The following is a 25,959-nucleotide window of genomic DNA, read 5'->3' as shown; positions in this document are numbered from 1 at the left end:
TTGGCTGTAGCGTACTTTTTTGCAACACCCGCAGTAAAGATTTTAGGTCCTCATTGTTGCTGTTTTGTTGTATATAGGAGAAAAGGGGCATTATGGTTGCAGATTTTGCAGAGCTTCGCCGCAAAATGGTCGACAATCAAATTCGCACAGTAGATGTGACGGATTTATCAGTTCTTGAAGCCTTTTTAACAGTATCGCGTGAAGATTTTATACCGGAAGATATGAGGGCTTTAAGTTATCTTGATACCGATATTCTTATATGTTCAGCGCAAAGTGGGGTTCCTGCTCGCTATTTGATGGCACCTGCGTCACTAGCAAAATTATTACAGCTTGCGGCTGTAAAATCGTCGGATATTGTTTTAGATATTGGTGCAAATAGTGGTTATTGTGCTGCATTGCTTTCAAAACTTGCGATGGCTGTGATTGCATTAGAAGCCAATAAAACTCTTTCACAACGAGCTGCAGAGACTTTAGAGCGGCATCAATGTGACAATGTGGTTGTGGTTTCTGGGCCATTAGAGCATGGGTACGCCGGTGGGGGACCTTATGATGTGATTTTGGTCGAGGGGGCTGTTGATTTTGTTCCAGAGGATGTCTTTGATCAAATGAAAAACCATGGACGTCTTGTTGTGGTTGAAGGACACGGTAATGCCGGTGTGGCAAGACTTTATGTGAAAGAAGATGGAATTATTTCGGTGCGTCGTGCTTTTAATCTTGCTGTAAAATGTCTTCCTAGTTTTTTGAAAACGCCTGATTTTATATTTTAGTGCTTGTTTTGTTTGTCAATAAAAGATAGTTTTATGATTGGTTTTTGGGGTTTGCTATTGTGTGTGTTGTATTCAAAATAAACAAGAAGTTTCAGGTATATTTGTTTTTTGCGCTGACTGTTTTACTATCAGAGTCGGTTTGTGCTGAAACATTGATGGATGCTTTTGCAAAAGCTTATGTACACAACGCGAAGTTGAATAGTGAACGGGCTGCTGTGCGTATCTCCAGTGATGATGTAGTGATTGCAAGGTCGGGGTTATTACCACAAATTGAAGGAATTGGGAGCTATGGGCGAAATAAGTCCATTACAGGTCCTTATACAACTTCTGGATCTTTCGGGATAAGATTAAATCAAAGATTATTTGATGGCTTTGTTACACAAAATATGTTTTCTTCAGCTCAGGTTAAGCTGCAAGCGCAGCGTGAGTATCTTCGTAATGCTGAACAAAATATGTTTCTGGATACTGTAACAGCGTATGCTAATGTGTATCAAGCACGTCGTATTGCCGACCTTCGTAGGGAGAATTTGGCGGCTCTTGAAGAGCAGGTTCGTTCGAATAAAGCAAAACTTGATGTAGGAGAAGGGGGACGCGTTGATCTTTCTCAAGCACAAGCTGCGCGTTCTGTGGCTGTTTCAGAACTTAGTCTTGCACGTGCTGATGTAAAGTCAGCAGAGGCAGTTTATCGACAAGTTGTTGGTTCAGATCCTGAAAAGTTAAAACGTCCACAGGTGGCAGGAGGTTTGCCGGTAAATCTTAATGCTGCTTATCAAATTAGCGTTGCAATGCATCCGGCAATTCTTTATGCAAAACATTTAGTTGATGCTAGTTTTTATAATGTAAAGGCAAAAGAAGGGGCGTTGCTTCCTAAAATTGATTTTTCTGCAGCAGCGTCTTATAATCGTATTTACAGTGGTCTTGGGGAGGATGGAGTTTCTAAATCAATAGGATTGTCGCTGAGTGTTCCAATTTTTGAAGGTGGGCGTACCTCTGCACAGATTCGCCAATCAAAGGAACAGCTTGGGCAAGCGCATCTCCAGCTTGATTTGGCTCAGAGTAATACAAGACAGGCTCTTACTTCTGCTTGGTTTCAGTTAGAGGGAGCGCGCTCATCTGTAGTTGCTTATCGTGAGAGTGTTCGTGCTGCTGAAATTGCTCTTAAAGGTCGTGTTCAAGAGAATTATGTAGGGCAGGCGACTACATTAGATGTTTTAAATTCTCGGACGCAGTTGATTAATGCTCAAATTGCACTCGCGATGGCAGAGCGTAATGCTGTCGTAGCGAGTTATGGTGTTCAATCTGCCATTGGTAAGTTAACTGCCAATTATTTAGGTTTGAAAACGATTAAGTATAACTGATAAAAGTGTAAAAATTGTTCTTTGAATATGCTAAATAGTTTTAATCTTTAAAAGATCAGGAAATCAGTGGTTCACCATGTTAGAAAATAGAGCGGTTAAGTGTTATTTTTTTTATAAATGAAGAAAGTTGTGTGCAGCATCATCTTCGTGACAAGGTGGCGTGTTGATCTTATGATTCTTTTGCTTACACTGAGAGTGTGATTCTGTTTGTGGTTGCGTCTTTGAGAGGTTTTTAAGTATGGTACAGAGTTCAAGCGTATTACGTGAGCCAAGTATGGATGAAATTTTGACGTCTATTCGTGAAATAATCGAGGAGAATGCAGTTCAGCCTGATCACTTTTCAAATGAAGGTATTGCGGTGAATGACTCTACAGATCGTTCAGCAGGACCGTCCGGAGGTGTTTATGATACAACCTTATCGGTTGATGATGCGATGAAAGCTCTTGCGGATCGTATTGGTCTTTCTTCTGATAAACAGGAATTTTCTTTAACGCAAGAGAAAGAGAATATAGAGGCAGAAAATGATACAGTTGGCGTGGATATGCAAAAGATAAAGCGTTCTTCTGAAGAACAGCACTCTGTTCATAAAACAAAGGAATGCAATGATGAGGTGCTTGTATCGCAGTCAGAGAATATGGCTGCTAAGAGTATGGAGCTTTCTGCGTATTGTCTTTCTTCTGCGGAGAAGATTGCAAAGGATGTGTTGCGTCCGGCTCTAGCAGAATGGTTACAGCGTAAATTGCCTATTTTGCTTGAGGATATTTTACGTGAAGAGATCGTTAAGGCAATTAGGAAGTCATCTTAACTTTTGTTTTTCTTATTGTTTTTTATGATTTTCATTTTGTACCTTATGAGGTTTTTGTCTGCAGTTTTGCAGGATTAATGTGAATAGATGAGGGAGGGTATGATCGGGTTTTAGATCGTACAATGCGCTTTTCAGCGGCGTTATGGGTGAGTTGAATGTTAGAAAAAAACTATGATGCTGCTTCCACAGAGCAACGGGTTGCAAAAAAATGGGAAGCGCGTGGTGCTTTTAAAGCGGGGATGGGTTCAAAAAGTGGCGCGGAGCCTTTTTGTGTTATGCTTCCGCCGCCAAATGTTACAGGCTCTCTTCATATGGGGCATGCACTCAATACAACAATTCAAGATATTATGGTTCGCTTTCAACGGATGCGTGGCAAAAATGTGTTGTGGCAGCCCGGTATGGATCATGCAGGGATTGCAACACAAATGGTTGTTGAGCGTCAGCTCGCAGAGCGCCAACAACCAACACGTCAAGAAATGGGTAGGGAGAAGTTTATTGAGTGTATTTGGGAATGGCGTCATGAGGCTGGTGGGGTCATTGCCAATCAACTACGGCGTCTCGGTGTTTCGTGTGATTGGTCGCGTGAGCGTTTTACAATGGATGAAGGTTTGTCCCAAGCTGTTCGTGAAGTTTTTGTTACACTTTATAAACAAGGTTTGATATATAAAGACAAGCGTCTCGTCAATTGGGATCCCAAATTATTGACGGCTATTTCTGATCTTGAAGTTGAGCAAAAAGAAGTCAAAGGCCATTTGTGGCATTTTAGGTATCCACTTGAAGGCAAAGTTTTTGATCCAAATGATGCTACAACTTTTATAACAGTTGCAACAACACGACCAGAAACAATGCTTGGTGATACGGGAATCGCGGTTAATCCCGAAGATGATCGTTATAAAAATCTTATAGGTCAAAATGCTATTTTACCGCTTGTTGGTCGTAGATTGTTGATTGTTGGTGATGCTTATGCTGATCCTGACGAGGGGAGTGGTGCTGTAAAAATCACACCAGCGCATGACTTTAATGATTTTGAAGTGGGCAAGCGCAATGATTTACGTTTGATCAATATTTTTACGCAAAAAGCTGAGATTTTTCTGCTTGAGAATGAAGCGTTTTTTGATGGTTTGGTCTTATCGGATGAATTGAAAATATTGGTGGAAAATTTAGATCAGTCTGATCGTTTTGTTGCACGCAATCAGATTGTTTCTTTGATGGAAGAGAGAGGATATTTAGTTACTGTTGATGATCATCCACATACTGTTCCTCATGGAGATCGGAGTGGGGTGGCTATTGAGCCCTTCTTGACAGATCAATGGTATGTTAATGCTGCAGAATTAGCTAAACCAGCAATAGAGGCTGTTCGTCAAGGAAAAACGCAATTTGTGCCGGATAATTGGGAAAAAACTTATTTCAATTGGATGCAAAATATTCAACCTTGGTGTATTTCGCGCCAATTATGGTGGGGACATCAGATACCAGCTTGGTACGGACCTGATGGTACAGTTTTTGTTGAAAAAAATGAAGAAGAAGCTTTAGCTTCGGCTCTTTCTCATTATGGTGAAGTGGTTAAGTTAACGCGTGATCAAGATGTTTTAGATACTTGGTTTTCATCAGCTCTTTGGCCTTTTTCAACGCTAGGCTGGCCCAATAAAACGACTGAATTAACCACCTTTTACCCAACGTCTCTCTCAGTTACGGGGTTTGATATTATTTTCTTTTGGGTTGCTCGCATGATGATGATGGGACTCCATTTTATGGGCGAGGTTCCTTTCCCCACAGTTTATGTGCACGCTCTCGTAAGAGATCAAAAAGGTGCAAAGATGTCAAAGTCGAAGGGAAATATTATTGATCCATCGGAGCTTATTGATCAATATAGCGCAGATGCACTCCGTTTTACTTTGGCCATTATGGCAGCACAAGGTCGTGATGTAAAACTGGATCCTTCTCGTATCGCAGGTTATCGTAATTTTGCTACGAAATTGTGGAATGCTACTCGATTTGCACAGATGAATGGTGTTAAGCATGATCCGACGTTTAAGCCAGAAAAAGCGAAGCTTGCGCTTAATCGTTGGATTTTAACAGAATTATATAAAACTGTTTCGGCAGTAACTGCCGGTATTGAAAACTATAAGTTTAATGAATCTGCAGGCGTACTTTACCGCTTCATTTGGAATACACTCTGTGATTGGTACCTAGAACTTCTCAAACCTGTCTTTCAAGGTTCCAATGAGGATGCTAAAAGTGAGTCTCAGGCGTGTACTGCTTGGGTTTTGGATGAAGTTTATAAACTTCTTCATCCTTTTATGCCTCATATGACGGAGGAGTTATGGTCTCTCACCGAGACACCAAGCATGAAGCGTGAGGATATGCTGGCATTGGTAGAATGGCCAGAGGGAATGTTTGCAGATGAAGAGGCTGCTTCTGATATTAATTGGCTTATTGATGTTGTCAGTGGGATTCGATCTGTGCGTTTTGAAATGAATATTCCGGCGAGAGTGTTAGCACCTCTTGTTATTGTCGAGGGAGGGGAAATAACACGAGAGCGTGTGCAACGTTATGATGCTCTTCTTAAAAAGTTAGCGCGTATTGAAACGATTCGTTTCTCTGATAAAGTTCCAGCTGTATCGGCACAAATAATTTTGGGAGAATCGATCTTCTGTTTACCATTGGGGAAATTAATTGATTTGGAAGCGGAACGTGCTCGTTTGATAAAAGGCGCCAGTAAAATTGAACAAGATATTGAAAAAATATCAGTTAAATTAAACAATCTCAAATTTATAGCACATGCAAAACCAGAAATTGTTGAGGTTGAACGTAACAGACTTGTAGAATTGCGTGCTGCGCACAGAAAAATATCTATTGCTTTAGAGCGACTAGTGTAATTGCGCCCTTTTACTCTTTTCTAGAGATAACTCCATATCATTACACAGATCTTTTTTTAAGAGATTCTCTTTTTTCTTCCAGTTTTATTTCGTAGTGTTGCTTATAAATGTTATAATAGAAAGTCTTCTGTGCTCTACTGTTTTTTACATTTATGAAGTAATCAATTAACATCATCATTATATTTACCACTTTTGAAAGTTTATGGCTTCTCTTGTGTTTAAACGGTTCATTGATCATATATTACAGCCATTCTAAAATTGCTTTTCAATAGATATGTCCTTCTAGGAAATAGTTTTGCTGATTCATAATAAGAATGTTTAAAATAACCAATATAATCTCAAGAAATCTTCTAAAAAATACAGAATTATGGTTTATGCTTAGAAATCAACTTGTTGTACACAAAAGTAAAACATTCTTTTAGTCGGATATTTTGGGCGATTTCTATTTATTGATCTTTTGTGCTAAAATGCTGCTTTTGGAATGTCTTTTTCTCTCTTACTAAGAAGAAGATTTCGAATCTGTACAAAGAAATTTGTAACAGATCTAACAATAAAGACTGAAATAAAGAGGGGAATTTTTAGATGGTAAATGGGCTTAAGGCATTGAAAAAAGCCGCACTTGTTATTACTTTGGGAGGATCTCTTTCTACTGCTTATGGAATAGATGCAAATAGATTGCAGAAAGTTACTGATAATTCGTCTTATTTTTTGAAACGTGGTCTGTCTGCTTATAAAAATGGTCAGATAAATCAAGCAATTTCAGCATTACGTTGTGCGGCTGATATGGGGCATATTGGTGCGAATTGGAAACTTGGCCATATTTATGCAGAGGGTGATGGTGTACCTAAGGATGATTATAAAGCATATAGCTTTTTCGCATATATTGTTGAAAAAGGTGCTGATCTTGATTCAGAGAATGAAAGCTATGTTTCTGATGCGTTGGTTAAACTTGCGGGGTATATCAAAAAAGGTATTCCTCAATCATCTGTAACACCTAATCCTTTTTATGCTTCTCATCTTTATATGCAAGCAGCGGTGAATTATGGAAATCCTATAGCTGAGTATTACTTGGGAAAAATCTTTTTAAAGGGAGAGGGAAGAGAAAAAAATCTTGTACAGGCAGCACGGTGGTTTCAGCTTTCAGCAAGAAAGGGGAATCCTCCTGCTCAGGCGATGCTTGGGAACATGCTTTTTCAGGCAGGAAAAACAGTTCGCGGTGTTGCGATGTTAACTGCAGCGTATGAAAAAGCTGATGAGAAAGACCGTAATTGGATTCGTCCTATGCAAGAGCGCGCTTTTGCCATTTGTAACGAATTTGAGCGACGTACGGCAATGTCTATGGTCGACGATATTCTAAAAAATAAAAGTTTTTGAATATTTTATTACAACGATTCCTGAACTTCTCGACAAACAGAGAACGGGCTCTTGTTTGAGACTAGACAAAAAGAATTGTTGGTCATCATAATGTAAGAATTAATGGCTAAGAATTTTAGACAAAAATTCTTGTGTACGCGGTGTTCTTGTTTGCGGGGCAGAGAAGAATTCTTTGGATGAACAATCTTCCAGAATTTTTCCTTGATCCATAAAAATAACACGTTCCGATACTTTTTGAGCAAATCCCATTTCATGTGTTACACAAATCATCGTCATACCTTCTTCTGCTAATCCGATCATAACATCTAATACTTCCCCTACCATTTCAGGATCTAAAGCAGATGTAGGTTCATCAAAAAGCATAACGAGTGGATCCATAGTTAATGCACGTGCAATAGCAACACGTTGTTGTTGACCTCCGGAAAGTTGACCGGGATATTTGTCTTTATGTTCAATGAGTCCAACGCGTTCAAGATATAATAAACCGCGTTCAAGTGCTTCTTTTTTGCTGCGCTTTAGAACTTTGATTTGCGCTATTGTTAAATTTTCTGTGACAGACAAATGTGGAAAAAGCTCGAAGTGCTGAAATACCATGCCCACGTGGCTGCGTAATTTAGACAGATTTGTCTGTTTTGAATGAACTGGTACTCCATCAATCCAAATTTCACCTTTTTGAAAAGGTACCAAAGCATTAATAGTTTTAATGAGTGTTGATTTACCTGAACCTGATGGCCCACAAACCACAACAACCTCTCCTTTGTTAATATTGGTTGTACAGTCTTTAAGAACATTAATTTCGCCATACCAGTTGGAAACATTTTTTATTTCGATCATATGAGTAGACATTTTTTTTCCTATTAGCGAATAATGGATACTTTTTTCTGCAAATATAAAACTATTTGCGATAGTGTGAAACAAATAACAAAATAGAAAATGGCTGCCAAGACATAAGCTTCTTGCTTCACACCGAAATTGTTAGCAACAATATCGAAACCATTTAAAAGACTGTTGCCACTGATTGCATAAACAAGAGTTGTATCCTGAAAAAGGATAATAACTTGTGTTAAAAAAACTGGTAGCATGTCTCTAAAGGCTTGGGGAAGAATGACAATGTACATATTCTGCCAATATGTCATTCCGAGAGCTTGTCCCGCATATTTTTGTCCTTGCGAAACTGAATTTATACCAGCACGCATAATTTCTGCAAAATAAGCGGTTTCAAATGCTGTAAAGGTAATGAGTGCTGATTTATTTGCACCAATTGAGGTGCCGGTAATGAAAGGTAAAAGCACAAAAAACCATAAGATAACCATAACAAGCGGTATTGAACGCATAGCAGTTATATAAATTATTGCAAGCGAAGAGAGCAGTTTAATAGAAGAAAGTCGCATCATCGCCAAGAGCGTGCCGAAAATAAATCCAAAGACCGTTGCAAAAATGGTTAGAAAAACGCTAAAGAGCAAACCTGATAAAATATAAGAACGAAATACATCGAAAGTAAAAAATGAGAAATCAAAGTCTGAAAAATTGAAAGGGAAATGAAATCCAAATTGAGAGCTCATGAAATCCATCATAATTCAATTTCCTTCCTTTTGGAAAGCAGGAATTTTAAGCATTTGTTCGATTACAGTCATAATGATGAATATGAAGAGGGCTATGACAATATAAAGAATCGTAACAAGCAAATAGTTTTCGTAAACATGACTTACTTCTTCAATTGTTTGATATTGAAATTGCATGAGTTCATTTATTGAGACGGCGAATGCTATAGACGAATTTTTTACAATCCCCATTGCTTCTGAAGTAAGTGGAGGCATGATTGTGCGCATAGCACGCGGTAATATGATATAGCGATAAGTTTGATATGTCGTAAAACCCATTGCTATTGCCGCATAGCGCTGCCCGGAAGGAATAGCTTCAATCCCTGAACGAACCTGTTCTGCGATTCGCGCAGACGTAAAAAATCCCAAGGCACATGTTATTAAGAGAATGGGTGAAAAATTCATCGCTGGTGGATAAATTTTAGGCACAACAAAATACCATAAAAACACTTGTACAAGAAGAGGGATATTACGCATAATTTCTACCCAAATTCCCCCAATAGCGCGAAATAAGCAATTGATTATAGAAGTATTTGGGAGAGTGCGCATTGTTCCTATCGTAACACCGAAGAATACAGCCAAGATCAGTGATGTGACGGAGAGCACGACTGTATTTTTTAATCCATCGAGTAGTGTATCTAAATAGGTATGACTCACGCCAGGGGTTCCGAGGCATCCCGTCACTAGCGTTTGGGTAAGGTCATCTGTACAAAGGAAAGAAAAGTCCATTAATTGATATTTCCTAAATTTAGTCATTCATAAACAGGACAATAAACCCGCCATATTTACATATGCGGAATTTATTGAAAAGTGAACTAAAAAAATAGCCACACTCAATTTTCAAAGAGTGTGGCTATTTTTTTTAATTTTACAAATTATTTTCTGTATAGTCTTCTCGAGGCTTATTGTTTGGGTGTTCCCAAGCATATTTTGTTGATTTTGACAAGGGAAGGTTGACAATAGCATTCGCAGGTGGGGTTGGTTTCATAAACCACTTATCATAAAGTTTTTCGAGTGATGCATCTTTGATTTGACGTACGATGCTCTTATTGATTTCTTGTTGAAAGTTTTTGTCATTTAATCTGAGCATACAGGCGATAGGTTCGACTGAAAGTACAGTATCAAGAATGATATAATCAGATGGATTCTTTGATTTAGCAATATGTCCAGCAAGAATTGAGGCATCCATGACGAAAGCATCTGCACGGCCAGATTCTAGTAATAAGAAGCTATCTCCATGATCTTTTCCTTTCACGACCTTAAAGTGAAGTTTTTTTGCACGTTTATTTTTACGGATAAGTTGAACAGAGGTTGTTCCCGTGGTCGTTGCGATTGTTTTTCCGTTTAAATCTTCAAGGGACTTAATATTAGAATTTTTCTTTACAGCAATCCGAACTTCTTCGACATAGGTAGTATAAGCAAACGCTGCTTCTTTACTACGAGAAATATCGTTTGTTGTTGAGCCGCATTCAAAATCATAGGTACTGTTTTTCAGGAGAGGAATTCTGTTTTGTGATGTAATAGGAAGATAATGAACTTTAATTGGTTTACCAATTTTTTTTGAAATATCATCGATGATATGCTCAGCCATTTCTGTGTGGAATCCTACATATTTTCCATTACCAAGAGCATATGCTAAACCCGATGATTCGCGAACGCCTAGAGTAATCTCCCCTGTTTTTTTAATTTTTTCAAGTGTATCATTTTCGGCTTTTGCTAAACTTATTAGCCCAAGAGTAGTTACGGTTGCCGCAACAAATATTAAAAGTGATTTTTTCATTTTTTCCTCGATGTATTTACAATTTTTTGTTCTTTTTTAATATTGTCATATGGATTGTGTAACATATTTATTATTCGAGGTGGGATATTTTTTGTTATCCCAGAAACGGTTATTGTACGTTTACTCTATGTTAATTGAAATTAAGGTGTATCCAAACTGGAGTGTGGTCGGATGGTTTTTGGTATCCTCTTACTTCTGTTTGGCTATAAGCGCAGATAAGTTGATCAACAGCTTCTGGTGATAAGAGCAAGTGATCAATGCGAATGCCATTGTTTTTGAGCCATGCACCGGCTTGAAAATCCCAGAAACTAAATGAGGGGGTCTCTGTGACGTTACGGATAGCATCATAAAAACCCAAATGAACAATGCGTTGGAATGCTTGTCTTGTTTGTGGAAGAAATAAGGCGTCATCACTCCATTTTTGAGGATTCTTTGCATCTAATGGAGTAGGGATGACATTATAGTCACCAGCTAAGACAAGGGGTTCTTCATGTGCAAGCAGTGATTTTGCATGTGTGTACAATCGTTCCATCCATTCCATTTTATAAGGGTATTTTTCGCTGTTGATGGGGTTACCATTCGGAAGATAGAGCGATGCAATACGAATAATGCCTTTATTTGTTGAATAAACGGCTTCAATGTAACGTGATTGTTCATCATTGTCATTGCCTGGTAAACGGCGAATAACCTCATCAGGTGTTTTTTTAGAGAGAATCGCAACGCCATTAAAACTTTTTTGTCCGTGTGTTTCTATATGATAGCCTAGGTTTTCAATCGCATCGCGTGGAAAATTCTCATCGGTACTTTTAATTTCTTGTAAACAGACTATATCGGGCTGATTTTTTTGTAGCCATTGATATAATGTTTTATGTCGTGCTTTTATTCCGGCGATATTCCACGTTACTATTTTCATGATGTTCATCTTGAATGTTATGTGTGCAATTTATTGAATTCTTATGTTAAAATGTTTTATAAATGCTCAAGATATGTCGCGGCTCTTTATTTTTGTTTGAGAATATTACTGTGATAATCTGATTCATCAAGAAATACTATAAAAGCCAAAATTAGAGTAAGGTGATTTAATTTATTTTCATTTTTAAAAACTTTCTGATTTTTAGTTCTTGACGAATGTATCTGTTCTCGTTATTAGAAGCTATCACAACCGATGATTAGAGTGATTGGCTTCTTTTATTTATCAAAGGTATCATTCAAGCAAGGGTTGTTTTAAAAGATTAAAAGCAAATGCAAGTGCAAAAGGCTTTTGCCTTCTCTGCGTGTAGTCGGGTAAGCTGTTTATAGCAGGCGTGCCCGATTTTGTGTGTAAGCTTAGGTACTTGCTTCGATTGTGTCGCAATAGATGCAAAATTAATAAAACCCAAGTGGGTAAAACGAACGTAGATCGAAAAAAAGAGGAAGGTTACATGCCTACCGTAAACCAGTTGATTCGCAAGCCTCGTGTGGCGCCAGTTAAGCGCAACAAGGTTCCTGCTCTTCAATCGAATCCACAAAAGCGTGGTGTTTGTACGCGTGTCTATACAACGACACCGAAGAAGCCAAATTCTGCTCTTCGTAAAGTTGCTAAAGTCCGTTTGACAAATGGATTTGAGGTGATTGGTTATATCCCTGGAGAGGGGCATAATCTTCAAGAGCACTCTGTTGTGATGATTCGTGGTGGTCGTGTGAAGGATTTGCCGGGAGTTCGTTATCACATTATCCGTGGGTTGCTTGATACACAGGGTGTCAAGAATCGTAAACAGCGTCGTTCAAAGTATGGCGCGAAGCGTCCAAAATAATATTGAGAGACAGAGCCCATGTCCCGTCGTCATAGAGCAGAAAAACGTGAAATTAATCCAGATCCAAAATTTGGTGATTTGGTTATTACAAAATTTATGAATGCTATCATGTTTGATGGCAAAAAGTCGGTTGCTGAGCGTATTGTTTATGGTGCGCTTGATGCTGTAGAAAATAAGGTGAAGTCAGATCCTGTGGCTTTGTTTCATCAGGCGTTAGAAAATGTTGCTCCTCATATTGAGGTTCGCTCACGACGTGTTGGTGGTGCTACTTATCAGGTTCCGATTGATGTTCGTCCCGATCGTCGTCAGGCTCTTGCTATTCGTTGGTTGATCGCAGCAGCGCGCGGGCGTAACGAGACGACAATGATTGATCGTCTTTCTGGTGAATTAATGGATGCGGCTAATAATCGCGGTTCTGCAGTTAAGAAGCGTGAGGATGTTCATCGTATGGCTGAGGCTAACCGTGCGTTCTCTCATTATCGCTGGTGAGTGTTTTTAAAAACTAAGGCAAGTGCAATGGCTCGCGAATATAAAATTGAAGATTATCGTAATTTTGGTATTATGGCGCACATCGATGCCGGTAAGACCACTATGACTGAACGTATTTTGTTCTACACTGGTAAGAATCATAAAATCGGTGAAACCCATGATGGTGCTTCTACGATGGATTGGATGGAGCAAGAGCAAGAGCGTGGTATTACGATTACATCTGCTGCTACGACGACTTTTTGGGAGGGGCGTGACGGTAGAAAGCGGCGCTTTAATATTATTGATACGCCAGGGCACGTTGATTTTACGATTGAGGTTGAGCGCTCTTTGCGTGTTCTTGATGGTGCAATAGCATTGTTGGATGCAAATGCTGGTGTGGAGCCTCAGACAGAAACTGTTTGGCGGCAAGCCGAGAAGTACCGTGTGCCGCGCATGGTGTTTGTTAATAAAATGGACAAGATAGGCGCTGATTTTTATCGTAGTGTTGAGATGGTTGGTTCGCGATTGGGCGCTAAGGCACTTGTTTTGCAGTTGCCAATCGGGGCAGAAAATGATTTTGAAGGTGTTGTTGATCTTGTTGAAATGAAGGCGTTGAGATGGGATGGTTCTATCGGCGCTTCGGCGGTGGTGGGTGAGATTCCTTCCGATTTGAAGGAAAAAGCTGAAGAGTATCGTGAAAAATTAATCGAGATGGCGGTTGAAGTTGATGAGTCTGCAACGGAGGCTTATTTGGAGGGTGTGATGCCAACCAATGAACAGCTTGTTGCTCTCATTCGTAAAGGGACTATAGAGGTTCAATTTCATCCAGTTCTTTGTGGTACGGCTTTTAAAAATAAAGGAGTTCAGCCGCTTTTGGATGCTGTTGTTTCTTATCTTCCTTCTCCGGTTGATGTTCCTGCAATTAGTGGTGTTGATGTAAAGACTGATACTGAGACAACGCGTGAATCTTCAGATGATGCCCCTCTTTCTATGTTGGCTTTTAAGATTATGAATGATCCGTTTGTGGGGTCATTGACTTTCTGTCGTATTTATTCTGGTAAGGTTCAAAAGGGTATCTCTCTCGAGAATACTGTGAAGAGGAAGAGAGAACGTTTGGGTCGTATGCTTCAAATGCATTCTAATTCTCGGGAGGATATTGAGGAAGCATTTGCTGGTGATATTGTGGCTCTTGCGGGGCTTAAAGAGACTACAACGGGTGATACTCTTTGTGATCCTCTAAAGCCTGTTATTTTGGAGCGGATGGAGTTTCCGGAGCCTGTTATTGAAATTGCGATTGAGCCAAAGACAAAAGCAGACCAAGAAAAAATGGGTATTGCACTCAATCGTCTAGCGGCAGAAGATCCTTCATTTCGTGTGAAGTCAGATGAGGAATCGGGTCAAACAATTATAGCTGGTATGGGGGAGCTTCACCTTGATATTATTGTTGATCGTATGCGGCGAGAGTTTAAGGTTGAGGCTAATATTGGACAGCCCCAAGTTGCTTATCGTGAGTCGATCACAAAAACTGCGGAAATTGATTATACACATAAGAAACAATCTGGTGGTGCAGGGCAGTTTGCTCGTGTAAAGATCATTTTTGAACCTCATGATGGCGATGATTTTATCTTTGAGTCGAAAATTGTTGGTGGTGCTGTTCCTAAGGAATATATTCCTGGGGTGCAAAAGGGAATTGAGAGTGTTATGGGGTCGGGGCCTCTTGCAGGTTTTCCTATGCTTGGTGTAAAGGCTACTTTGATTGACGGTGGTTATCATGATGTTGATTCTTCCGTTTTGGCTTTTGAAATTGCTGCTCGTGCGGCCTTTCGGGATGGAGCAAAAAAGGCTGGTGCGCAGCTTCTTGAGCCGATTATGAAGGTAGAAGTTGTAACTCCAGAAGATTATGTTGGTGATGTCATTGGTGATTTGAATTCTCGTCGCGGTCAGATTTCAGGAACTGAGGCGCGCGGTATTGCGACAGTTGTGAATGCAATGGTTCCTTTGGCAAACATGTTTGGTTATGTGAATAATCTTCGTTCGATGAGCCAAGGGCGTGCACAGTATACGATGCAGTTTGATCATTATGAACCTGTTCCTTCGGCTGTTGCTTTGGAGATTCAAAAGAAATACGCGTAATTTTAAGTTATGTAATTATTTTTTAACTTAGTCCTTTTGAGGACGGAAAATGGAGAGCTCAAATGGCAAAGAGCAAATTTGAACGTACGAAGCCGCATGTTAATATTGGTACGATTGGTCACGTTGATCATGGGAAGACCTCGTTAACGGCAGCGATTACGAAATATTTTGGTGAATTTAAAGCGTATGACCAAATTGATGCGGCACCAGAGGAGCGTGCCCGTGGAATTACGATTTCTACGGCGCATGTTGAATATGAAACAGAGAAGCGTCATTATGCGCATGTTGATTGTCCTGGGCACGCGGATTATGTGAAGAACATGATCACAGGAGCGGCGCAGATGGATGGTGCGATTTTGGTTGTTTCAGCAGCAGATGGTCCGATGCCTCAGACGCGTGAGCACATTCTTTTAGCGCGTCAGGTTGGTGTTCCAGCGATTGTCGTTTTTCTCAATAAGGTTGATCAGGTTGATGATGCTGAACTTTTGGAGCTTGTTGAACTTGAAGTACGTGAGCTTTTATCAAAGTATGATTTCCCAGGTGATGATATTCCAATCGTTAAAGGTTCAGCGTTGGCAGCCCTTGAAGATAAAGATAAAAGCATTGGTGAAGATGCCGTTCGTCTTTTAATGAGTGAAGTTGATAATTATATCCCAACACCTGAGCGTCCTGTTGATCAGCCGTTTTTGATGCCGATAGAAGATGTTTTTTCGATATCGGGTCGTGGAACTGTTGTGACTGGTCGTGTTGAGCGTGGTGTTATTAAAGTTGGTGAGGAAATCGAGATTATCGGTATTCGTCCAACTTCTAAGACGACAGTTACTGGTGTTGAGATGTTCCGTAAACTTTTGGATCAGGGGCAGGCAGGTGATAATATTGGTGCGCTGCTTCGTGGTGTTGATCGTGAAGGGATTGAGCGCGGGCAAGTTTTGGCGAAGCCTGGTTCAGTTACACCTCATACACGGTTTAAGGCAGAAGCTTACATTTTGACGAAAGATGAAGGTGGTCGTCATACACCATTTTTTACCAATTATCGTCCACAGTTCTACTTTCGGACAACGGATGTGACAGGGATTGTTACGCTTCCAGAGGGTACAGAGATGGTTATGCCTGGTGACAATGTTGCGATGGATGTGTCTTTGATTGTTCCAATAGCAATGGAGGAGAAGCTTCGTTTCGCTATTCGTGAAGGTGGTCGTACTGTTGGTGCAGGTATCGTTTCTAAGATCATTGAGTAAATACTGGTTTTTGAAGGACGCCTTTGTTATTAAAAATGGCGTTTTTTCATGATAGGGAAATAAAGAGCATGAACAGTCAAAATATCCGCATTCGTTTGAAAGCGTTTGACCACAGAATTCTTGATGCGTCGACGCGTGAGATTGTGTCGACCGCTAAGCGTACTGGTGCGAATGTCCGTGGTCCTATTCCGCTTCCAACGCGGATTGAGAAGTTTACAGTTAATCGTGGACCACACATAGATAAGAAGAGCCGTGAGCAGTTTGAAATGCGTACACATAAGCGCCTTCTTGATATTGTTGATCCAACGCCGCAAACAGTGGATGCGCTCATGAAGCTCGATCTTTCTGCTGGTGTGGATGTCGAGATTAAGCTCTGAGGTTTGAGGACAGAAGGAACAGACCCGATGCGTTCAGGTGTAATAGCACAGAAGCTGGGCATGACCCGTATTTATAATGACTCTGGTGAACATGTGCCAGTAACGGTACTTCGTTTGGAGAGTTGTCAAGTCATTGCTCAGCGTACAGTTGAAAAGAATGGTTATACTGCTGTTCAATTAGGTGTAGGCTTTGCGAAGGTTAAAAATACCTCGAAAGCTCTTCGTGGACATTTTGCTAGGGCTTCCGTTGAGCCAAAAGCCAAAATAGCAGAATTTCGCGTTAGTCCCGATAATCTTCTTGATATCGGTACAGAGATTACAGCGGAACATTTCGTTCCAGGGCAGAGGGTTGATGTGACAGGTACGAGTATCGGTAAAGGTTTTGCTGGTGTTATGAAGCGGCATAATTTTGGTGGACATCGTGCTTCACATGGTAATTCAATTACGCATCGTGCTCATGGTTCGACAGGACAGTGTCAAGATCCAGGTAAAGTGTTTAAAGGTAAAAAAATGGCTGGCCATATGGGGCAGGTGCGTGTAACAACACAGAATATTGAGGTTGTTTCCACAGATGTTGAGCGTGGTTTAATTTTAGTGCGTGGTGCTGTTTCTGGCTCTAAAGGTGCTTGGATTTTGGTGCGGGATGCTGTAAAGAAGCCTCTTCCTGATAATGCGCCAAAGCCTGCTGGTATTCGTCATCTTGCGAAGGAGAAAACGGAAATGGTTGCTCCGGTGATGAAGACCTCTGAAACTGAGGGAGCCGAATAATGGATCTTGTAATTAAAACCCTTGATGGTAATGAAGCTGGTAAATTAAAGGTTTCTGAGGGTGTTTTTGGTCTTGTTCCGCGTGAAGATATTTTGCAACGCGTTGTTCGTTGGCAGCTTGCACGTCGTCAACAGGGAACGCATCAATCGCAGGGACGATCTGATGTGTCGCGAACAGGCGCAAAGATGTTTAAACAAAAAGGAACTGGACGCGCTCGCCATTCATCTGCTCGTGCGCCGCAGTTTCGAGGTGGTGGTAAGGCGCATGGTCCGGTTGTTCGTAGTCATGCGCATGATCTTCCAAAGAAGATTCGTGCACTTGGATTGCGTCTTGCTTTATCAGCAAAATTAAAGGCAAATGATTTAATCGTTGTTGATGAGCTGAATGTTAAGAATGCTAAAACCAAAATTCTTGCTTCAAGTTTTTCTAAGCTTGGATTTAATAATGCTTTGTTAATTGGTGGCAAGGAAATTGATATTAATTTTTCTCGTGCAGCATCTAATATTCCTAATATTGATATTTTACCAATTCAGGGAATTAATGTTTATGATATTTTGCGTCGCAGCAAACTTGTTTTATCGAAGGCAGCTGTCGAGGCTCTAGAGGAGCGTTTTAAATGACAGATCTTCGCCATTATGATATAATTGTTAGTCCAGTTATTACTGAAAAGTCGACTATGATTTCTGAATATAATCAAGTTGCTTTTAATGTCGCGCCGAAGGCGACAAAGCCTGAAATTAAAGCTGCTGTTGAAGCGCTTTTTAGCGTTAAAGTTAAGGCGGTTAACACGATAGTCCGTAAGGGTAAAGTGAAGCGTTTCAAAGGCATTGTTGGTCGGCAAAGTAATGTCAAGAAAGCGATCGTGACGCTGGCTCAGGGTCAGTCTATCGACGTTTCGACAGGTCTTTAAGAGGCTCGGAGATAAGAATAATGGCACTTAAGCACTTTAATCCAACTACGTCTGGGCAGCGTCAGCTTGTTATTGTAGATCGTTCTTGTCTTTATAAGGGTAAATCTGTAAAAACGTTGACTGAAGGTTTGTCATCCAAGGGTGGGCGCAACAATCGTGGTCGCATTACTGCTCGCTTTCAGGGTGGTGGTCATAAGCGAAGCTATCGGTTTGTTGATTTTAAGCGTCTTAAACGTGATATTTCTGCAAAAGTTGAGCGTTTGGAGTATGATCCGAACCGCACTGCTTTTATTGCATTAATTCGCTATGAAGATGGTCAATTAAGTTATATCCTTGCTCCGCAACGTCTTGATATAGGTGATTCTGTTGTAGCTGGTTCGAATGTTGATGTTAAACCTGGTAATGCTATGCCGCTTGCTAATATGCCGGTGGGTACGATTATTCATAATGTTGAAATGAAGCCGGGAAAAGGTGGCCAGATTGCACGCTCAGCTGGCACTTATGCACAGTTGGTAGGGCGGGACCAAGGGATGGCTATTCTTCGTCTTAACTCTGGTGAACAGCGTTTGGTATCTAGTGGTTGTTTTGCCACTGTTGGTGCTGTATCAAACCCTGATCACGCAAATATTAATGATGGTAAGGCAGGGAGGTCACGTTGGCGCGGTAAACGTCCGCACGTTCGTGGTGTTGCTATGAACCCAGTTGATCATCCACATGGTGGTGGTGAAGGTCGTACATCAGGGGGGCGTCATCCAGTGTCTCCTTGGGGTAAGCCTACGAAAGGTAAGCGTACGCGCTCCAATAAAGCCACTGATAAATTTATTATGCGTACGCGTCATCAGCGCAAGAAATGAGAAAGGTAGTCTGAAGTGGTTCGTTCAGTTTGGAAAGGTCCGTTTGTTGACGGCTATCTTCTTGGGAAAGCAGAGAAGGTACGTGCTAGTGGGCGCAATGAAGTTATAAAAATATGGAGTCGTCGCTCTACTATTTTGCCACAATTTGTTGGTTTGACTTTTGGTGTTTACAACGGCAATAAGCATATTCCAGTTTCTGTTTCTGAAGAGATGGTTGGACATAAGTTTGGTGAGTTCGCTCCCACCCGAACCTATTATGGGCATGGTGCAGACAAGAAGGCGAAGAGGAAGTAGGAATGGGAAAAGCTAAAGTTTCGCGCCAGCTTAAAGATAATGAGGCGAAGGCTGTTACTAAGACGATTCGTGTTAGTCCGCAAAAGCTTAATTTAGTTGCTGCAATGATTCGTGGTAAAAAAGTTAATGTAGCGCTAGCTGATTTAACATTTTCGCGTAAACGTATTGCTGAGACGGTTAAGAAAACGCTTGAATCAGCGATTGCAAATGCAGAGAATAATCACGATCTTGATATTGATTCGCTCATTGTTGCAGAAGCCTATGTTGGTAAGTCGATAGTGATGAAACGTTTTCATGTTCGTGGTCGTGGGCGTGCTAGTAGAATTGAGCGTCCATTTTCGCATCTTACTATTATTGTTCGTGAAGTTACCGAAAAAGTGGAGGCCGCATAATGGGGCAGAAGATCAATCCAATAGGGCTTCGTCTTGGAGTTAATCGAACTTGGGATTCTCGTTGGTATGCTGATAGTGGTGAGTATGGACGCCTTCTTCATGAGGATTTAAGGATTCGTTTATATGTTCTTGAAGAGCTAAAGCAAGCAGCTGTTTCTAAGGTCGTTATTGAGCGTCCTCATAAGAAATGTCGTGTAACGATTTATTCGGCGCGTCCTGGTCTAATTATCGGTAAAAAAGGTGCTGATATTGAGAAGCTGCGTTGTAAGCTTTCGGAAATGACAAATGCTGAGACTTCATTGAATATTATAGAAATTCATAAACCGGAAATTGATGCTACGATTATCGCGCAATCGATTGCTCAGCAGTTAGAGCGCCGTGTTGCTTTTCGACGTGCGATGAAGCGTGCAGTTCAATCGGCTATGCGTCTTGGAGCAGAAGGTATTCGTATCAACTGTTCTGGGCGTCTTGGTGGCGCTGAAATTGCTCGTATGGAATGGTATCGTGAAGGTCGTGTTCCACTTCACACCTTGCGTTCTGATGTTGATTACGGTACAGCAGAAGCTAAGACTGCTTATGGTATTTGTGGTGTTAAGGTTTGGGTCTTTAAAGGCGAGATTCTTGAGTATGATCCGATGGCTTCAGAGCGTCGTGCTGCAGAAGCTAATCATTCTGGTTCTTCGTCGAATCGTCGCCGTGAAAATACTTAATTTTGCGGTTGAACTAATTTTTGGAGTAGAGAGCAATGTTGCAGCCAAAGCGCACAAAGTTCCGTAAACAGTTCAAGGGTCGTATACACGGTGTTTCAAAGGGTGGTACGAGTTTAAATTTCGGTGCTTATGGTTTGAAGGCTGTTGAGCCGGAGCGAATTACTGCACGTCAGATTGAGGCGGCGCGTCGTGCGATTACACGTTATATGAAACGTTCTGGTCGTGTGTGGATTCGTATTTTTCCGGATCTTCCAGTTACATCTAAGCCAACCGAGGTTCGTATGGGTAAAGGTAAAGGAAGTGTTGATTATTGGGCGACTCGTGTTGCGCCTGGGCGTGTCATGTTTGAGCTTGATGGTGTTCCTGAGGATGTAGCACGTGAAGCGCTGAGATTAGGTGCTGCAAAGTTGCCTATTAAAACGCGTTTCATCCAGCGTATTGCTGAATAAAGAGGTTAAGCGATGAGAGCCAAGGAATTGCGGGCGCAGACGCTCGACCAAATGAAAGATGAGTTGGTAAAGTTAAAGAAAGAGCAGTTTAATTTGCGCTTTCAAAAGGCGACGGGCCAATTGGAAAAGGCTGCACGTGTTAGGCGGGTTCGTCGTGATATTGCGCGTGTTAAAACTTTTCTTCGTCAGAAGATAAACGAAAGTAAGGTTTAAGGAAATAAAAGATGCCTAAACGCATTTTGCAGGGTGTTGTCGTAAGTGACAAAAGTGATAAGACTGTAGTTGTTAAAGTGGAACGCCGTTATTCTCATCCACTTCTCAAGAAAACCGTTCGACAGTCTAAGAAATATAAGGCGCATGATGAGAACAATCAGTTCAAGATTGGGGATCAAATTTCTATTCAGGAATCTAGACCAATTTCGAAAGATAAGCGTTGGATTGTTGTTAAAGACAGTGTAAGTGTAATTAAATAGGTTTATTGTTTTTTGGTTTTACAGGGATTTTATTTCCGTTGGTAGATTTAAAAACAGTAGCTTTGTTGTTATTTGGCAGGCAGTCTGGGTGTGTTAGGGGCACGTCCGGATATAAATGTTAAGAGAAGGTGTCTAGTCATGATTCAGATGCAAACAAACCTCGACGTTGCTGATAATTCCGGTGCCCGTCGTGTCATGTGCATCAAGGTATTAGGCGGTTCAAAGCGGAAGTATGCTTCGGTTGGTGACATTATTGTTGTTTCGATCAAGGATGCTATTCCTCGTGGCCGTGTTAAAAAGGGTGATGTGATGAAAGCTGTAGTGGTTCGTACTGCTAAGGATATTCGTCGCGCGGATGGTAGTGTCATTCGTTTTGATAGTAATGCTGCTGTTTTAGTGGATAATAAAAAAGAGCCGATCGGTACACGTATCTTTGGACCAGTCCCCCGCGAACTTCGTGGTAGGAATCATATGAAGATTATCTCGCTCGCTCCTGAAGTGTTGTAATGAAGGGGTGAATATTATGCAAAAGATTCGAAAAGGTGATAAAGTTGTTGTTTTATCTGGTAAGGATAAAGGATGTAGTGGTGAAGTAATTAAAGTGAATCCAAAAGAAAACAACGCTTTTGTTCGTGGAATTAATATGATTAAACGTCATCAGCGTCAGACGCAAAAGCAAGAAGCTGGAATTATTTCTAAAGAAGCTCCGATTCATTTATCTAATTTGGCGATTGCTGATCCTAAAGATGGTAAGCCTACGCGTGTAGGTTTTCGTATGAATGCAGATGGTAATAAGGTTCGTTTTGCCAAGCGTTCGGGAGAGTTGATTAATGGTTGAGGAAAAACAAACGCCCCGCATGAAAACGCACTATTTTGAAGTGGTTCGTAAAACGCTTCAAGAGAAGTTTAATTATAAAAATGCCATGCAAATTCCGCGGGTTGATAAAATTGTGGTTAATATGGGGATTGGTGAAGCAACTGCCGATTCCAAAAAGCCATCTATTGCTGCTGAGGATTTGGGACTCATAACAGGTCAGAAGGCTGTTGTTACCCGTGCGCGTAATTCCATTGCAACCTTTAAGGTTCGTGAAGGAATGCCGCTTGGGGCAAAGGTTACGTTACGTAAAGATCGTATGTTTGAGTTTTTGGATCGTCTTGTCACGATTGCACTTCCGCGAGTACGTGACTTTCGCGGTTTGAATCCAAAAAGCTTTGATGGTCGTGGTAATTTTGCTATGGGTATTAAAGAGCATATTGTATTCCCAGAAATCAACTATGATAAAGTTGATCAAATTTGGGGCATGGATATTATCGTTTGTACGACAGCAAAAACGGATGATGAGGCACGTGAATTATTGCGTGCTTTTAATTTTCCTTTTCGTTCGTAACGGCAAATGTAGCGAGGTAGAGTTATGGCCAAAGTAAGTGCCGTTGAAAAAAATAAGCGTCGTGAAGTGATGGTAAAACGTTATGCTGCACGTCGTGCACGTTTGAAAGCGATCGTTATGGATCAAAAGGTTTCTCTTGAAGAACGGTTTAAAGCTTCTGTTCAATTAGCAGGATTGCCGCGTAATTCTGCAAAAGTTCGTATTCGTAATCGCTGTGAGGTTTCGGGGCGTCCGCGGGCTTACTATCGTAAGTTAAGAATGTCGCGAATTGCATTGCGGGAACTTGGTTCTGTGGGCCATATTCCAGGTATTGTTAAATCTAGTTGGTGAGAGGAGAGTATTCAATGTCTATGTCAGATCCTCTTGGTGATATGTTAACACGTATTCGTAATGCGCTTGGTCGTAAAAAAGGAAAGGTGGTTACACCTGCTTCTAAGCTTCGTGCACGCGTTCTTGATGTTCTTCAGTCAGAAGGTTATATTCGCGGATACAATCAAGTTGATTTAGGTGATGGAAAGTCTGAAATTGAGGTTGAGTTGAAATATTTTGAAGGATTAGCTGCTATTCGTGAAATTTCACGTGTTTCAAAGCCTGGTCGTCGTGTATATGTTTCTGCTAAGTCACTTCCTCAAGTGGCAAATGGTCTTGGTATTTCGATTTTATCAACTCCTAAAGGCGTTATGGCGGATCATGAGGCCCGTGAACAGAATGTCGGTGGAGAGCTCCTTTGTCGTGTTTTCTAAGTGATTTTAGGAAAACAGAAGAAAAATAGGTTAGAACAATGTCTCGTATTGGAAAAAAGCCCATTTCAGTTCCTTCTGGGGTTACTGCAACTGTCGATGGTCAGCTAGTTAAGGCGAAAGGTCCGAAAGGTGAATTAAGCTACGTCGTTAACGATGAAGTCTTGGTGAAGTTTGAGGAAAATGTTGTATGGGTTACGCCACGTGATCAATCAAAGGATGCTCGCTCTAAATGGGGTATGTCACGCTCAATGATTGAAAATATTTTTTTGGGTGTGAAGGATGGCTTTGAAAAGAAATTGGAAATCAACGGTGTCGGTTATCGTGCGGCTTTGCAGGGTAGGGATGTTCAGTTGTCGTTAGGTTTTTCGCACGATGTGATTTATAAAGTACCATCGGGTGTTACTGTAACAGTTCCCAAGCCTACAGAAATTGTTATTTCTGGAATTGATAAACAGCAAGTTGGTCAAGTTGCAGCAGAAATTCGCGAATATCGTAGACCTGAGCCTTACAAGGGCAAAGGTGTTAAGCATGCAGATGAACGTATCTTCCGTAAAGAAGGTAAAAAGAAATAAGGAATTTGCATCATGGTTTCATCTAAGGACATTATCCAACGTCGCGCACAGCGTGTTCGTCGCAGGATTAAGATGGTTTCTAGTAATCGTCTGAGGCTTAGTGTTTATCGTTCAAATCAGAATATTTATGCTCAGGTTATTGATGATTTGCGTGGATGTACGCTTGTTTCGGCGTCTACACTTGAAGGTGATTTAAAAAAATCATTAAAAAGTGGTGCTGATAAAGAGGCGGCTTCTGCTGTTGGTAAGTTGATTGCTGAACGCGCAAAACAAGCTGGTGTTAATGAAGTGGTTTTTGATCGTGGGGCATATGTTTACCATGGTCGAGTGAAAGCTTTGGCTGAGGCTGCTCGTGAGGGTGGTTTGAGTTTCTAAAGTATCTTATTCAGAAATTTTGGTTAGGGAATTTTTAGAATGTTTCGTATGAGTTCCTCTGGTTTAATGTTGGGACTTTGTTAGCGTGCTTCCGGAAAAGAAAAAGGAATGAGGAATGGCACAGAAAGAGCGTAGTGAGCGAGAAGAACGTGATGGTGAATTTGTTGATAGACTTGTTCACATTAATCGTGTTGCTAAAGTTGTGAAGGGTGGTCGGCGTTTTGGGTTTGCTGCTCTTGTCGTCGTTGGAGATCAAAAGGGGCGTGTAGGGTTTGGTCATGGTAAGGCACGCGAAGTGCCGGAGGCCGTTCGTAAAGCTACAGAAGCTGCCAAGCGTGGAATGATTTATGTTCCGCTTCGTTCTGGGCGTACGTTGCATCATGATCTTGAAGGTCGTCACGGAGCTGGTCGTGTTTTGTTACGTTCGGCTTCTGCTGGTACCGGTATTATTGCTGGGGGACCGATGCGTGCTATTTTTGAAACCCTTGGGATGCAAGATGTCGTTGCGAAATCATTGGGGTCGTCAAATCCTTATAATATGGTGCGTGCAACATTTGATGCGTTAAAACATCAGATGCATCCTAGAGATATTGCAGCTCAACGTGGTATCAAATATTCGACTTTGCAGGCGCGTCGTCAGCATTTAGTTGATGCGGAAGGATAGTTTCTGAATTTATCAGAAAAGGAATTAGAAAATGGTTCAGAAAAAATCTCAAAATGGCAAGACTTTGACGGTAGAACAGATTGGAAGTCCGATTAGAACTCCGCGTATTCACCGTGCGACGTTGCAGGGGCTGGGTTTGAATAAAATGCACCGTCGTCGTACTTTAGAGGATACACTTTCTGTGCGGGGCATGATTGCTAAGGTTCAGCATCTTGTTCGAGTTATAGATGAACATTGAAGACCACGGGAGTATAGATATGAAACTCAATGAATTGCGTGATCGTGAAGGTGCAACAAGGGATCGGAAGCGTATTGGGCGTGGTATTGGTTCGGGTACTGGTAAAACTGGCGGTCGTGGTGTTAAAGGGCAAAGATCGCGTTCTGGTGTGTCGCTTAATGGTTTTGAAGGTGGGCAAATGCCTATTTACCGTCGTTTGCCCAAACGTGGATTTAAAAATATCTTTGCAAAAACCTATAATGAAGTTTCGCTCGGTCGTATTCAGTTGGCAGTTGATGCAGGTAAATTGAATGTTGAAAAGCCGGTAGATATTGTTGCACTGAAAGAGGCTGGTATTATTCGTCGTGTAAAGGATGGTGTTCGTCTTCTTTCTGATGGTGAATTGAAAACAAAGATTATATTTCATGTTTTTTACGCTTCTGAAGCTGCCCGTGTTAAAATTGAAAAAGTTGGTGGTCAGGTTGTTTTTCCTGAAGTTGTTCAGTAAGTTTGTTTTGATATGAATAAAGATCTAAGGGGTGGGATGTTTTTTTCTGAGATATCTTTTTGGGAGAGT

At 41.1% G+C, this 25,959-nt stretch carries 35 protein-coding genes; 30 read left to right on the top strand and 5 right to left on the bottom strand.

The genetic code is table 11. The annotated features are described in order from the left end of the window. Positions 1 to 92 precede the first annotated feature (92 nt). The 5 genes from ACKC4Y_RS04790 (at position 93) to ACKC4Y_RS04770 (ending at position 7,183) form a co-directional block, all read left to right on the top strand. The gene (locus ACKC4Y_RS04790) at positions 93 to 767 is read left to right on the top strand and encodes a protein-L-isoaspartate O-methyltransferase family protein (protein ID WP_409360693.1); all 675 of its coding nucleotides are present in this window, start codon (positions 93 to 95) and stop codon (positions 765 to 767) included. Between the two features lie 59 nt (positions 768 to 826). Further along, positions 827 to 2,125, top strand: a complete 1,299-nt coding sequence (locus tag ACKC4Y_RS04785) for a TolC family outer membrane protein (RefSeq protein WP_409360692.1) — start codon at positions 827 to 829, stop codon at positions 2,123 to 2,125. A gap of 238 nt (positions 2,126 to 2,363) precedes the next feature. Beyond that, complete coding sequence (locus ACKC4Y_RS04780; RefSeq protein WP_409360691.1) at positions 2,364 to 2,930, top strand: DUF2497 domain-containing protein; 567 nt, start codon at positions 2,364 to 2,366, stop codon at positions 2,928 to 2,930. Positions 2,931 to 3,085: 155 nt separating this feature from the next. Continuing rightward, positions 3,086 to 5,809: a valine--tRNA ligase gene (locus ACKC4Y_RS04775; protein WP_409360690.1), complete on the top strand. Its 2,724-nt coding sequence runs from the start codon at positions 3,086 to 3,088 to the stop codon at positions 5,807 to 5,809. A 582-nt stretch (positions 5,810 to 6,391) separates the two neighbouring features. Next, positions 6,392 to 7,183 carry a tetratricopeptide repeat protein gene (locus ACKC4Y_RS04770; RefSeq protein ID WP_409360689.1) on the top strand — a complete coding sequence of 264 codons (792 nt, stop codon included), beginning with the start codon at positions 6,392 to 6,394 and terminating at the stop codon, positions 7,181 to 7,183. 99 nt (positions 7,184 to 7,282) lie between these two features. On the opposite strand, the gene ACKC4Y_RS04765 is transcribed toward ACKC4Y_RS04770, so the two are convergent. The 5 genes from ACKC4Y_RS04765 to xth all read right to left on the bottom strand — a co-directional run bounded on the left by ACKC4Y_RS04765 (position 7,283) and on the right by xth (position 11,477). Continuing rightward, a complete protein-coding gene (locus tag ACKC4Y_RS04765) occupies positions 7,283 to 8,029 on the bottom strand; it encodes an amino acid ABC transporter ATP-binding protein (RefSeq protein WP_409360688.1) in 747 nt (248 codons plus the stop codon). An 11-nt stretch (positions 8,030 to 8,040) separates the two neighbouring features. Next, entirely contained in the window at positions 8,041 to 8,757 is a 717-nt protein-coding gene (locus tag ACKC4Y_RS04760; protein WP_409360687.1) for an amino acid ABC transporter permease, read from the bottom strand. Positions 8,758 to 8,760: 3 nt separating this feature from the next. Continuing rightward, complete coding sequence (locus ACKC4Y_RS04755) at positions 8,761 to 9,513, bottom strand: amino acid ABC transporter permease (RefSeq protein WP_409360686.1); 753 nt, start codon at positions 9,511 to 9,513, stop codon at positions 8,761 to 8,763. Between the two features lie 139 nt (positions 9,514 to 9,652). Further along, on the bottom strand, positions 9,653 to 10,564 hold the full coding sequence (locus tag ACKC4Y_RS04750) for a transporter substrate-binding domain-containing protein (RefSeq protein ID WP_409360685.1): 912 nt from the start codon (positions 10,562 to 10,564) through the stop codon (positions 9,653 to 9,655). A 130-nt stretch (positions 10,565 to 10,694) separates the two neighbouring features. After that, positions 10,695 to 11,477 (bottom strand): exodeoxyribonuclease III, encoded by a 783-nt coding sequence (gene xth, locus ACKC4Y_RS04745; RefSeq protein ID WP_409360684.1) that lies wholly within the window; start codon positions 11,475 to 11,477, stop codon positions 10,695 to 10,697. Between the two features lie 508 nt (positions 11,478 to 11,985). Between xth and rpsL the strand changes: the two genes are divergently transcribed. The 25 genes from rpsL to rplO all read left to right on the top strand — a co-directional run bounded on the left by rpsL (position 11,986) and on the right by rplO (position 25,890). Then, a complete protein-coding gene (rpsL, locus tag ACKC4Y_RS04740; RefSeq protein WP_004859227.1) occupies positions 11,986 to 12,357 on the top strand; it encodes a 30S ribosomal protein S12 in 372 nt (123 codons plus the stop codon). An 18-nt stretch (positions 12,358 to 12,375) separates the two neighbouring features. Continuing rightward, complete coding sequence (gene rpsG, locus ACKC4Y_RS04735) at positions 12,376 to 12,846, top strand: 30S ribosomal protein S7 (RefSeq protein ID WP_409360683.1); 471 nt, start codon at positions 12,376 to 12,378, stop codon at positions 12,844 to 12,846. Between the two features lie 27 nt (positions 12,847 to 12,873). Beyond that, the gene (gene fusA / locus ACKC4Y_RS04730) at positions 12,874 to 14,958 is read left to right on the top strand and encodes an elongation factor G (protein ID WP_409360682.1); all 2,085 of its coding nucleotides are present in this window, start codon (positions 12,874 to 12,876) and stop codon (positions 14,956 to 14,958) included. Positions 14,959 to 15,020: 62 nt separating this feature from the next. Continuing rightward, a complete protein-coding gene (gene tuf, locus ACKC4Y_RS04725; protein ID WP_078691533.1) occupies positions 15,021 to 16,196 on the top strand; it encodes an elongation factor Tu in 1,176 nt (391 codons plus the stop codon). 68 nt (positions 16,197 to 16,264) lie between these two features. Continuing rightward, positions 16,265 to 16,573 carry a 30S ribosomal protein S10 gene (gene rpsJ, locus ACKC4Y_RS04720; RefSeq protein WP_004855744.1) on the top strand — a complete coding sequence of 103 codons (309 nt, stop codon included), beginning with the start codon at positions 16,265 to 16,267 and terminating at the stop codon, positions 16,571 to 16,573. A 27-nt stretch (positions 16,574 to 16,600) separates the two neighbouring features. Beyond that, a complete protein-coding gene (gene rplC, locus ACKC4Y_RS04715; protein ID WP_409360681.1) occupies positions 16,601 to 17,341 on the top strand; it encodes a 50S ribosomal protein L3 in 741 nt (246 codons plus the stop codon). Further along, the gene (rplD, locus tag ACKC4Y_RS04710) at positions 17,341 to 17,961 is read left to right on the top strand and encodes a 50S ribosomal protein L4 (protein ID WP_409360680.1); all 621 of its coding nucleotides are present in this window, start codon (positions 17,341 to 17,343) and stop codon (positions 17,959 to 17,961) included. Before rplC ends, rplD begins: the two co-directional genes overlap by 1 nt. Beyond that, complete coding sequence (locus ACKC4Y_RS04705) at positions 17,958 to 18,251, top strand: 50S ribosomal protein L23 (protein ID WP_409360679.1); 294 nt, start codon at positions 17,958 to 17,960, stop codon at positions 18,249 to 18,251. The genes rplD and ACKC4Y_RS04705 overlap by 4 nt, the downstream gene beginning before the upstream one ends. Positions 18,252 to 18,271: 20 nt before the next feature. After that, positions 18,272 to 19,105 carry a 50S ribosomal protein L2 gene (gene rplB, locus ACKC4Y_RS04700; RefSeq protein WP_409360678.1) on the top strand — a complete coding sequence of 278 codons (834 nt, stop codon included), beginning with the start codon at positions 18,272 to 18,274 and terminating at the stop codon, positions 19,103 to 19,105. Positions 19,106 to 19,120: 15 nt separating this feature from the next. Then, the gene (gene rpsS / locus ACKC4Y_RS04695; protein WP_004855734.1) at positions 19,121 to 19,399 is read left to right on the top strand and encodes a 30S ribosomal protein S19; all 279 of its coding nucleotides are present in this window, start codon (positions 19,121 to 19,123) and stop codon (positions 19,397 to 19,399) included. A 2-nt stretch (positions 19,400 to 19,401) separates the two neighbouring features. Then, positions 19,402 to 19,791, top strand: coding sequence for a 50S ribosomal protein L22 (rplV, locus tag ACKC4Y_RS04690; protein WP_409360677.1), 390 nt, complete (start codon positions 19,402 to 19,404; stop codon positions 19,789 to 19,791). Continuing rightward, positions 19,791 to 20,501: a 30S ribosomal protein S3 gene (gene rpsC, locus ACKC4Y_RS04685; RefSeq protein ID WP_409360676.1), complete on the top strand. Its 711-nt coding sequence runs from the start codon at positions 19,791 to 19,793 to the stop codon at positions 20,499 to 20,501. The genes rplV and rpsC overlap by 1 nt, the downstream gene beginning before the upstream one ends. Before the next feature lie 35 nt (positions 20,502 to 20,536). Beyond that, positions 20,537 to 20,950 carry a 50S ribosomal protein L16 gene (gene rplP, locus ACKC4Y_RS04680; protein WP_406604247.1) on the top strand — a complete coding sequence of 138 codons (414 nt, stop codon included), beginning with the start codon at positions 20,537 to 20,539 and terminating at the stop codon, positions 20,948 to 20,950. Between the two features lie 12 nt (positions 20,951 to 20,962). Then, positions 20,963 to 21,163: a 50S ribosomal protein L29 gene (gene rpmC / locus ACKC4Y_RS04675; protein ID WP_409360675.1), complete on the top strand. Its 201-nt coding sequence runs from the start codon at positions 20,963 to 20,965 to the stop codon at positions 21,161 to 21,163. 11 nt (positions 21,164 to 21,174) lie between these two features. After that, on the top strand, positions 21,175 to 21,423 hold the full coding sequence (gene rpsQ, locus ACKC4Y_RS04670) for a 30S ribosomal protein S17 (protein ID WP_409360674.1): 249 nt from the start codon (positions 21,175 to 21,177) through the stop codon (positions 21,421 to 21,423). A gap of 138 nt (positions 21,424 to 21,561) precedes the next feature. Further along, on the top strand, positions 21,562 to 21,930 hold the full coding sequence (gene rplN / locus ACKC4Y_RS04665) for a 50S ribosomal protein L14 (protein WP_409360673.1): 369 nt from the start codon (positions 21,562 to 21,564) through the stop codon (positions 21,928 to 21,930). 16 nt (positions 21,931 to 21,946) lie between these two features. Then, positions 21,947 to 22,261 (top strand): 50S ribosomal protein L24, encoded by a 315-nt coding sequence (gene rplX, locus ACKC4Y_RS04660; RefSeq protein WP_409360672.1) that lies wholly within the window; start codon positions 21,947 to 21,949, stop codon positions 22,259 to 22,261. Beyond that, the gene (gene rplE / locus ACKC4Y_RS04655; RefSeq protein WP_409360671.1) at positions 22,254 to 22,811 is read left to right on the top strand and encodes a 50S ribosomal protein L5; all 558 of its coding nucleotides are present in this window, start codon (positions 22,254 to 22,256) and stop codon (positions 22,809 to 22,811) included. Before rplX ends, rplE begins: the two co-directional genes overlap by 8 nt. Positions 22,812 to 22,835: 24 nt before the next feature. Further along, positions 22,836 to 23,141 carry a 30S ribosomal protein S14 gene (rpsN, locus tag ACKC4Y_RS04650; RefSeq protein WP_409360670.1) on the top strand — a complete coding sequence of 102 codons (306 nt, stop codon included), beginning with the start codon at positions 22,836 to 22,838 and terminating at the stop codon, positions 23,139 to 23,141. 14 nt (positions 23,142 to 23,155) lie between these two features. Continuing rightward, on the top strand, positions 23,156 to 23,554 hold the full coding sequence (gene rpsH / locus ACKC4Y_RS04645; protein ID WP_409360669.1) for a 30S ribosomal protein S8: 399 nt from the start codon (positions 23,156 to 23,158) through the stop codon (positions 23,552 to 23,554). Positions 23,555 to 23,592: 38 nt separating this feature from the next. Continuing rightward, on the top strand, positions 23,593 to 24,126 hold the full coding sequence (gene rplF, locus ACKC4Y_RS04640) for a 50S ribosomal protein L6 (RefSeq protein ID WP_409360668.1): 534 nt from the start codon (positions 23,593 to 23,595) through the stop codon (positions 24,124 to 24,126). A 12-nt stretch (positions 24,127 to 24,138) separates the two neighbouring features. Further along, positions 24,139 to 24,501 (top strand): 50S ribosomal protein L18, encoded by a 363-nt coding sequence (rplR, locus tag ACKC4Y_RS04635; RefSeq protein ID WP_409360667.1) that lies wholly within the window; start codon positions 24,139 to 24,141, stop codon positions 24,499 to 24,501. Between the two features lie 115 nt (positions 24,502 to 24,616). Beyond that, entirely contained in the window at positions 24,617 to 25,165 is a 549-nt protein-coding gene (gene rpsE / locus ACKC4Y_RS04630; RefSeq protein ID WP_409360666.1) for a 30S ribosomal protein S5, read from the top strand. A gap of 31 nt (positions 25,166 to 25,196) precedes the next feature. After that, complete coding sequence (gene rpmD / locus ACKC4Y_RS04625) at positions 25,197 to 25,403, top strand: 50S ribosomal protein L30 (protein ID WP_409360665.1); 207 nt, start codon at positions 25,197 to 25,199, stop codon at positions 25,401 to 25,403. Positions 25,404 to 25,422: 19 nt separating this feature from the next. Continuing rightward, complete coding sequence (rplO, locus tag ACKC4Y_RS04620; protein ID WP_409360664.1) at positions 25,423 to 25,890, top strand: 50S ribosomal protein L15; 468 nt, start codon at positions 25,423 to 25,425, stop codon at positions 25,888 to 25,890. Positions 25,891 to 25,959 lie beyond the last annotated feature (69 nt).

The sequence above is a fragment of the Bartonella heixiaziensis genome (assembly GCF_046245125.2).
GTDB lineage: Bacteria > Pseudomonadota > Alphaproteobacteria > Rhizobiales > Rhizobiaceae > Bartonella > Bartonella heixiaziensis.
The sequence above is the reverse complement of the archived record's forward strand: the minus strand, read 5'-3'. Positions and strand labels throughout refer to the sequence as shown.

Coding starts and splice junctions, on each gene's coding strand:
- ACKC4Y_RS04780 (WP_409360691.1), top strand. CDS start 2,364: ATGGTACAGAGTTCAAGCGTATTACGTGAGCCAAGTATGGATGAAATT.
- rpsL (WP_004859227.1), top strand. CDS start 11,986: ATGCCTACCGTAAACCAGTTGATTCGCAAGCCTCGTGTGGCGCCAGTT.
- ACKC4Y_RS04705 (WP_409360679.1), top strand. CDS start 17,958: ATGACAGATCTTCGCCATTATGATATAATTGTTAGTCCAGTTATTACT.
- rplX (WP_409360672.1), top strand. CDS start 21,947: ATGCAAAAGATTCGAAAAGGTGATAAAGTTGTTGTTTTATCTGGTAAG.
- rplD (WP_409360680.1), top strand. CDS start 17,341: ATGGATCTTGTAATTAAAACCCTTGATGGTAATGAAGCTGGTAAATTA.
- xth (WP_409360684.1), bottom strand. CDS start 11,477: ATGAAAATAGTAACGTGGAATATCGCCGGAATAAAAGCACGACATAAA.
- rplF (WP_409360668.1), top strand. CDS start 23,593: ATGTCTCGTATTGGAAAAAAGCCCATTTCAGTTCCTTCTGGGGTTACT.
- rplC (WP_409360681.1), top strand. CDS start 16,601: ATGCGTTCAGGTGTAATAGCACAGAAGCTGGGCATGACCCGTATTTAT.
- rplR (WP_409360667.1), top strand. CDS start 24,139: ATGGTTTCATCTAAGGACATTATCCAACGTCGCGCACAGCGTGTTCGT.
- rplP (WP_406604247.1), top strand. CDS start 20,537: ATGTTGCAGCCAAAGCGCACAAAGTTCCGTAAACAGTTCAAGGGTCGT.
- rplE (WP_409360671.1), top strand. CDS start 22,254: ATGGTTGAGGAAAAACAAACGCCCCGCATGAAAACGCACTATTTTGAA.
- rpmD (WP_409360665.1), top strand. CDS start 25,197: ATGGTTCAGAAAAAATCTCAAAATGGCAAGACTTTGACGGTAGAACAG.
- ACKC4Y_RS04760 (WP_409360687.1), bottom strand. CDS start 8,757: ATGATGGATTTCATGAGCTCTCAATTTGGATTTCATTTCCCTTTCAAT.
- rplB (WP_409360678.1), top strand. CDS start 18,272: ATGGCACTTAAGCACTTTAATCCAACTACGTCTGGGCAGCGTCAGCTT.
- rpsH (WP_409360669.1), top strand. CDS start 23,156: ATGTCTATGTCAGATCCTCTTGGTGATATGTTAACACGTATTCGTAAT.
- ACKC4Y_RS04790 (WP_409360693.1), top strand. CDS start 93: ATGGTTGCAGATTTTGCAGAGCTTCGCCGCAAAATGGTCGACAATCAA.
- tuf (WP_078691533.1), top strand. CDS start 15,021: ATGGCAAAGAGCAAATTTGAACGTACGAAGCCGCATGTTAATATTGGT.
- rpsJ (WP_004855744.1), top strand. CDS start 16,265: ATGAACAGTCAAAATATCCGCATTCGTTTGAAAGCGTTTGACCACAGA.
- rplN (WP_409360673.1), top strand. CDS start 21,562: ATGATTCAGATGCAAACAAACCTCGACGTTGCTGATAATTCCGGTGCC.
- ACKC4Y_RS04765 (WP_409360688.1), bottom strand. CDS start 8,029: ATGTCTACTCATATGATCGAAATAAAAAATGTTTCCAACTGGTATGGC.
- rpsE (WP_409360666.1), top strand. CDS start 24,617: ATGGCACAGAAAGAGCGTAGTGAGCGAGAAGAACGTGATGGTGAATTT.
- ACKC4Y_RS04775 (WP_409360690.1), top strand. CDS start 3,086: ATGTTAGAAAAAAACTATGATGCTGCTTCCACAGAGCAACGGGTTGCA.
- rpsN (WP_409360670.1), top strand. CDS start 22,836: ATGGCCAAAGTAAGTGCCGTTGAAAAAAATAAGCGTCGTGAAGTGATG.
- rpmC (WP_409360675.1), top strand. CDS start 20,963: ATGAGAGCCAAGGAATTGCGGGCGCAGACGCTCGACCAAATGAAAGAT.
- rpsC (WP_409360676.1), top strand. CDS start 19,791: ATGGGGCAGAAGATCAATCCAATAGGGCTTCGTCTTGGAGTTAATCGA.
- ACKC4Y_RS04755 (WP_409360686.1), bottom strand. CDS start 9,513: ATGGACTTTTCTTTCCTTTGTACAGATGACCTTACCCAAACGCTAGTG.
- rpsG (WP_409360683.1), top strand. CDS start 12,376: ATGTCCCGTCGTCATAGAGCAGAAAAACGTGAAATTAATCCAGATCCA.
- ACKC4Y_RS04750 (WP_409360685.1), bottom strand. CDS start 10,564: ATGAAAAAATCACTTTTAATATTTGTTGCGGCAACCGTAACTACTCTT.
- rplV (WP_409360677.1), top strand. CDS start 19,402: ATGGGAAAAGCTAAAGTTTCGCGCCAGCTTAAAGATAATGAGGCGAAG.
- rplO (WP_409360664.1), top strand. CDS start 25,423: ATGAAACTCAATGAATTGCGTGATCGTGAAGGTGCAACAAGGGATCGG.
- fusA (WP_409360682.1), top strand. CDS start 12,874: ATGGCTCGCGAATATAAAATTGAAGATTATCGTAATTTTGGTATTATG.
- rpsQ (WP_409360674.1), top strand. CDS start 21,175: ATGCCTAAACGCATTTTGCAGGGTGTTGTCGTAAGTGACAAAAGTGAT.
- ACKC4Y_RS04770 (WP_409360689.1), top strand. CDS start 6,392: ATGGTAAATGGGCTTAAGGCATTGAAAAAAGCCGCACTTGTTATTACT.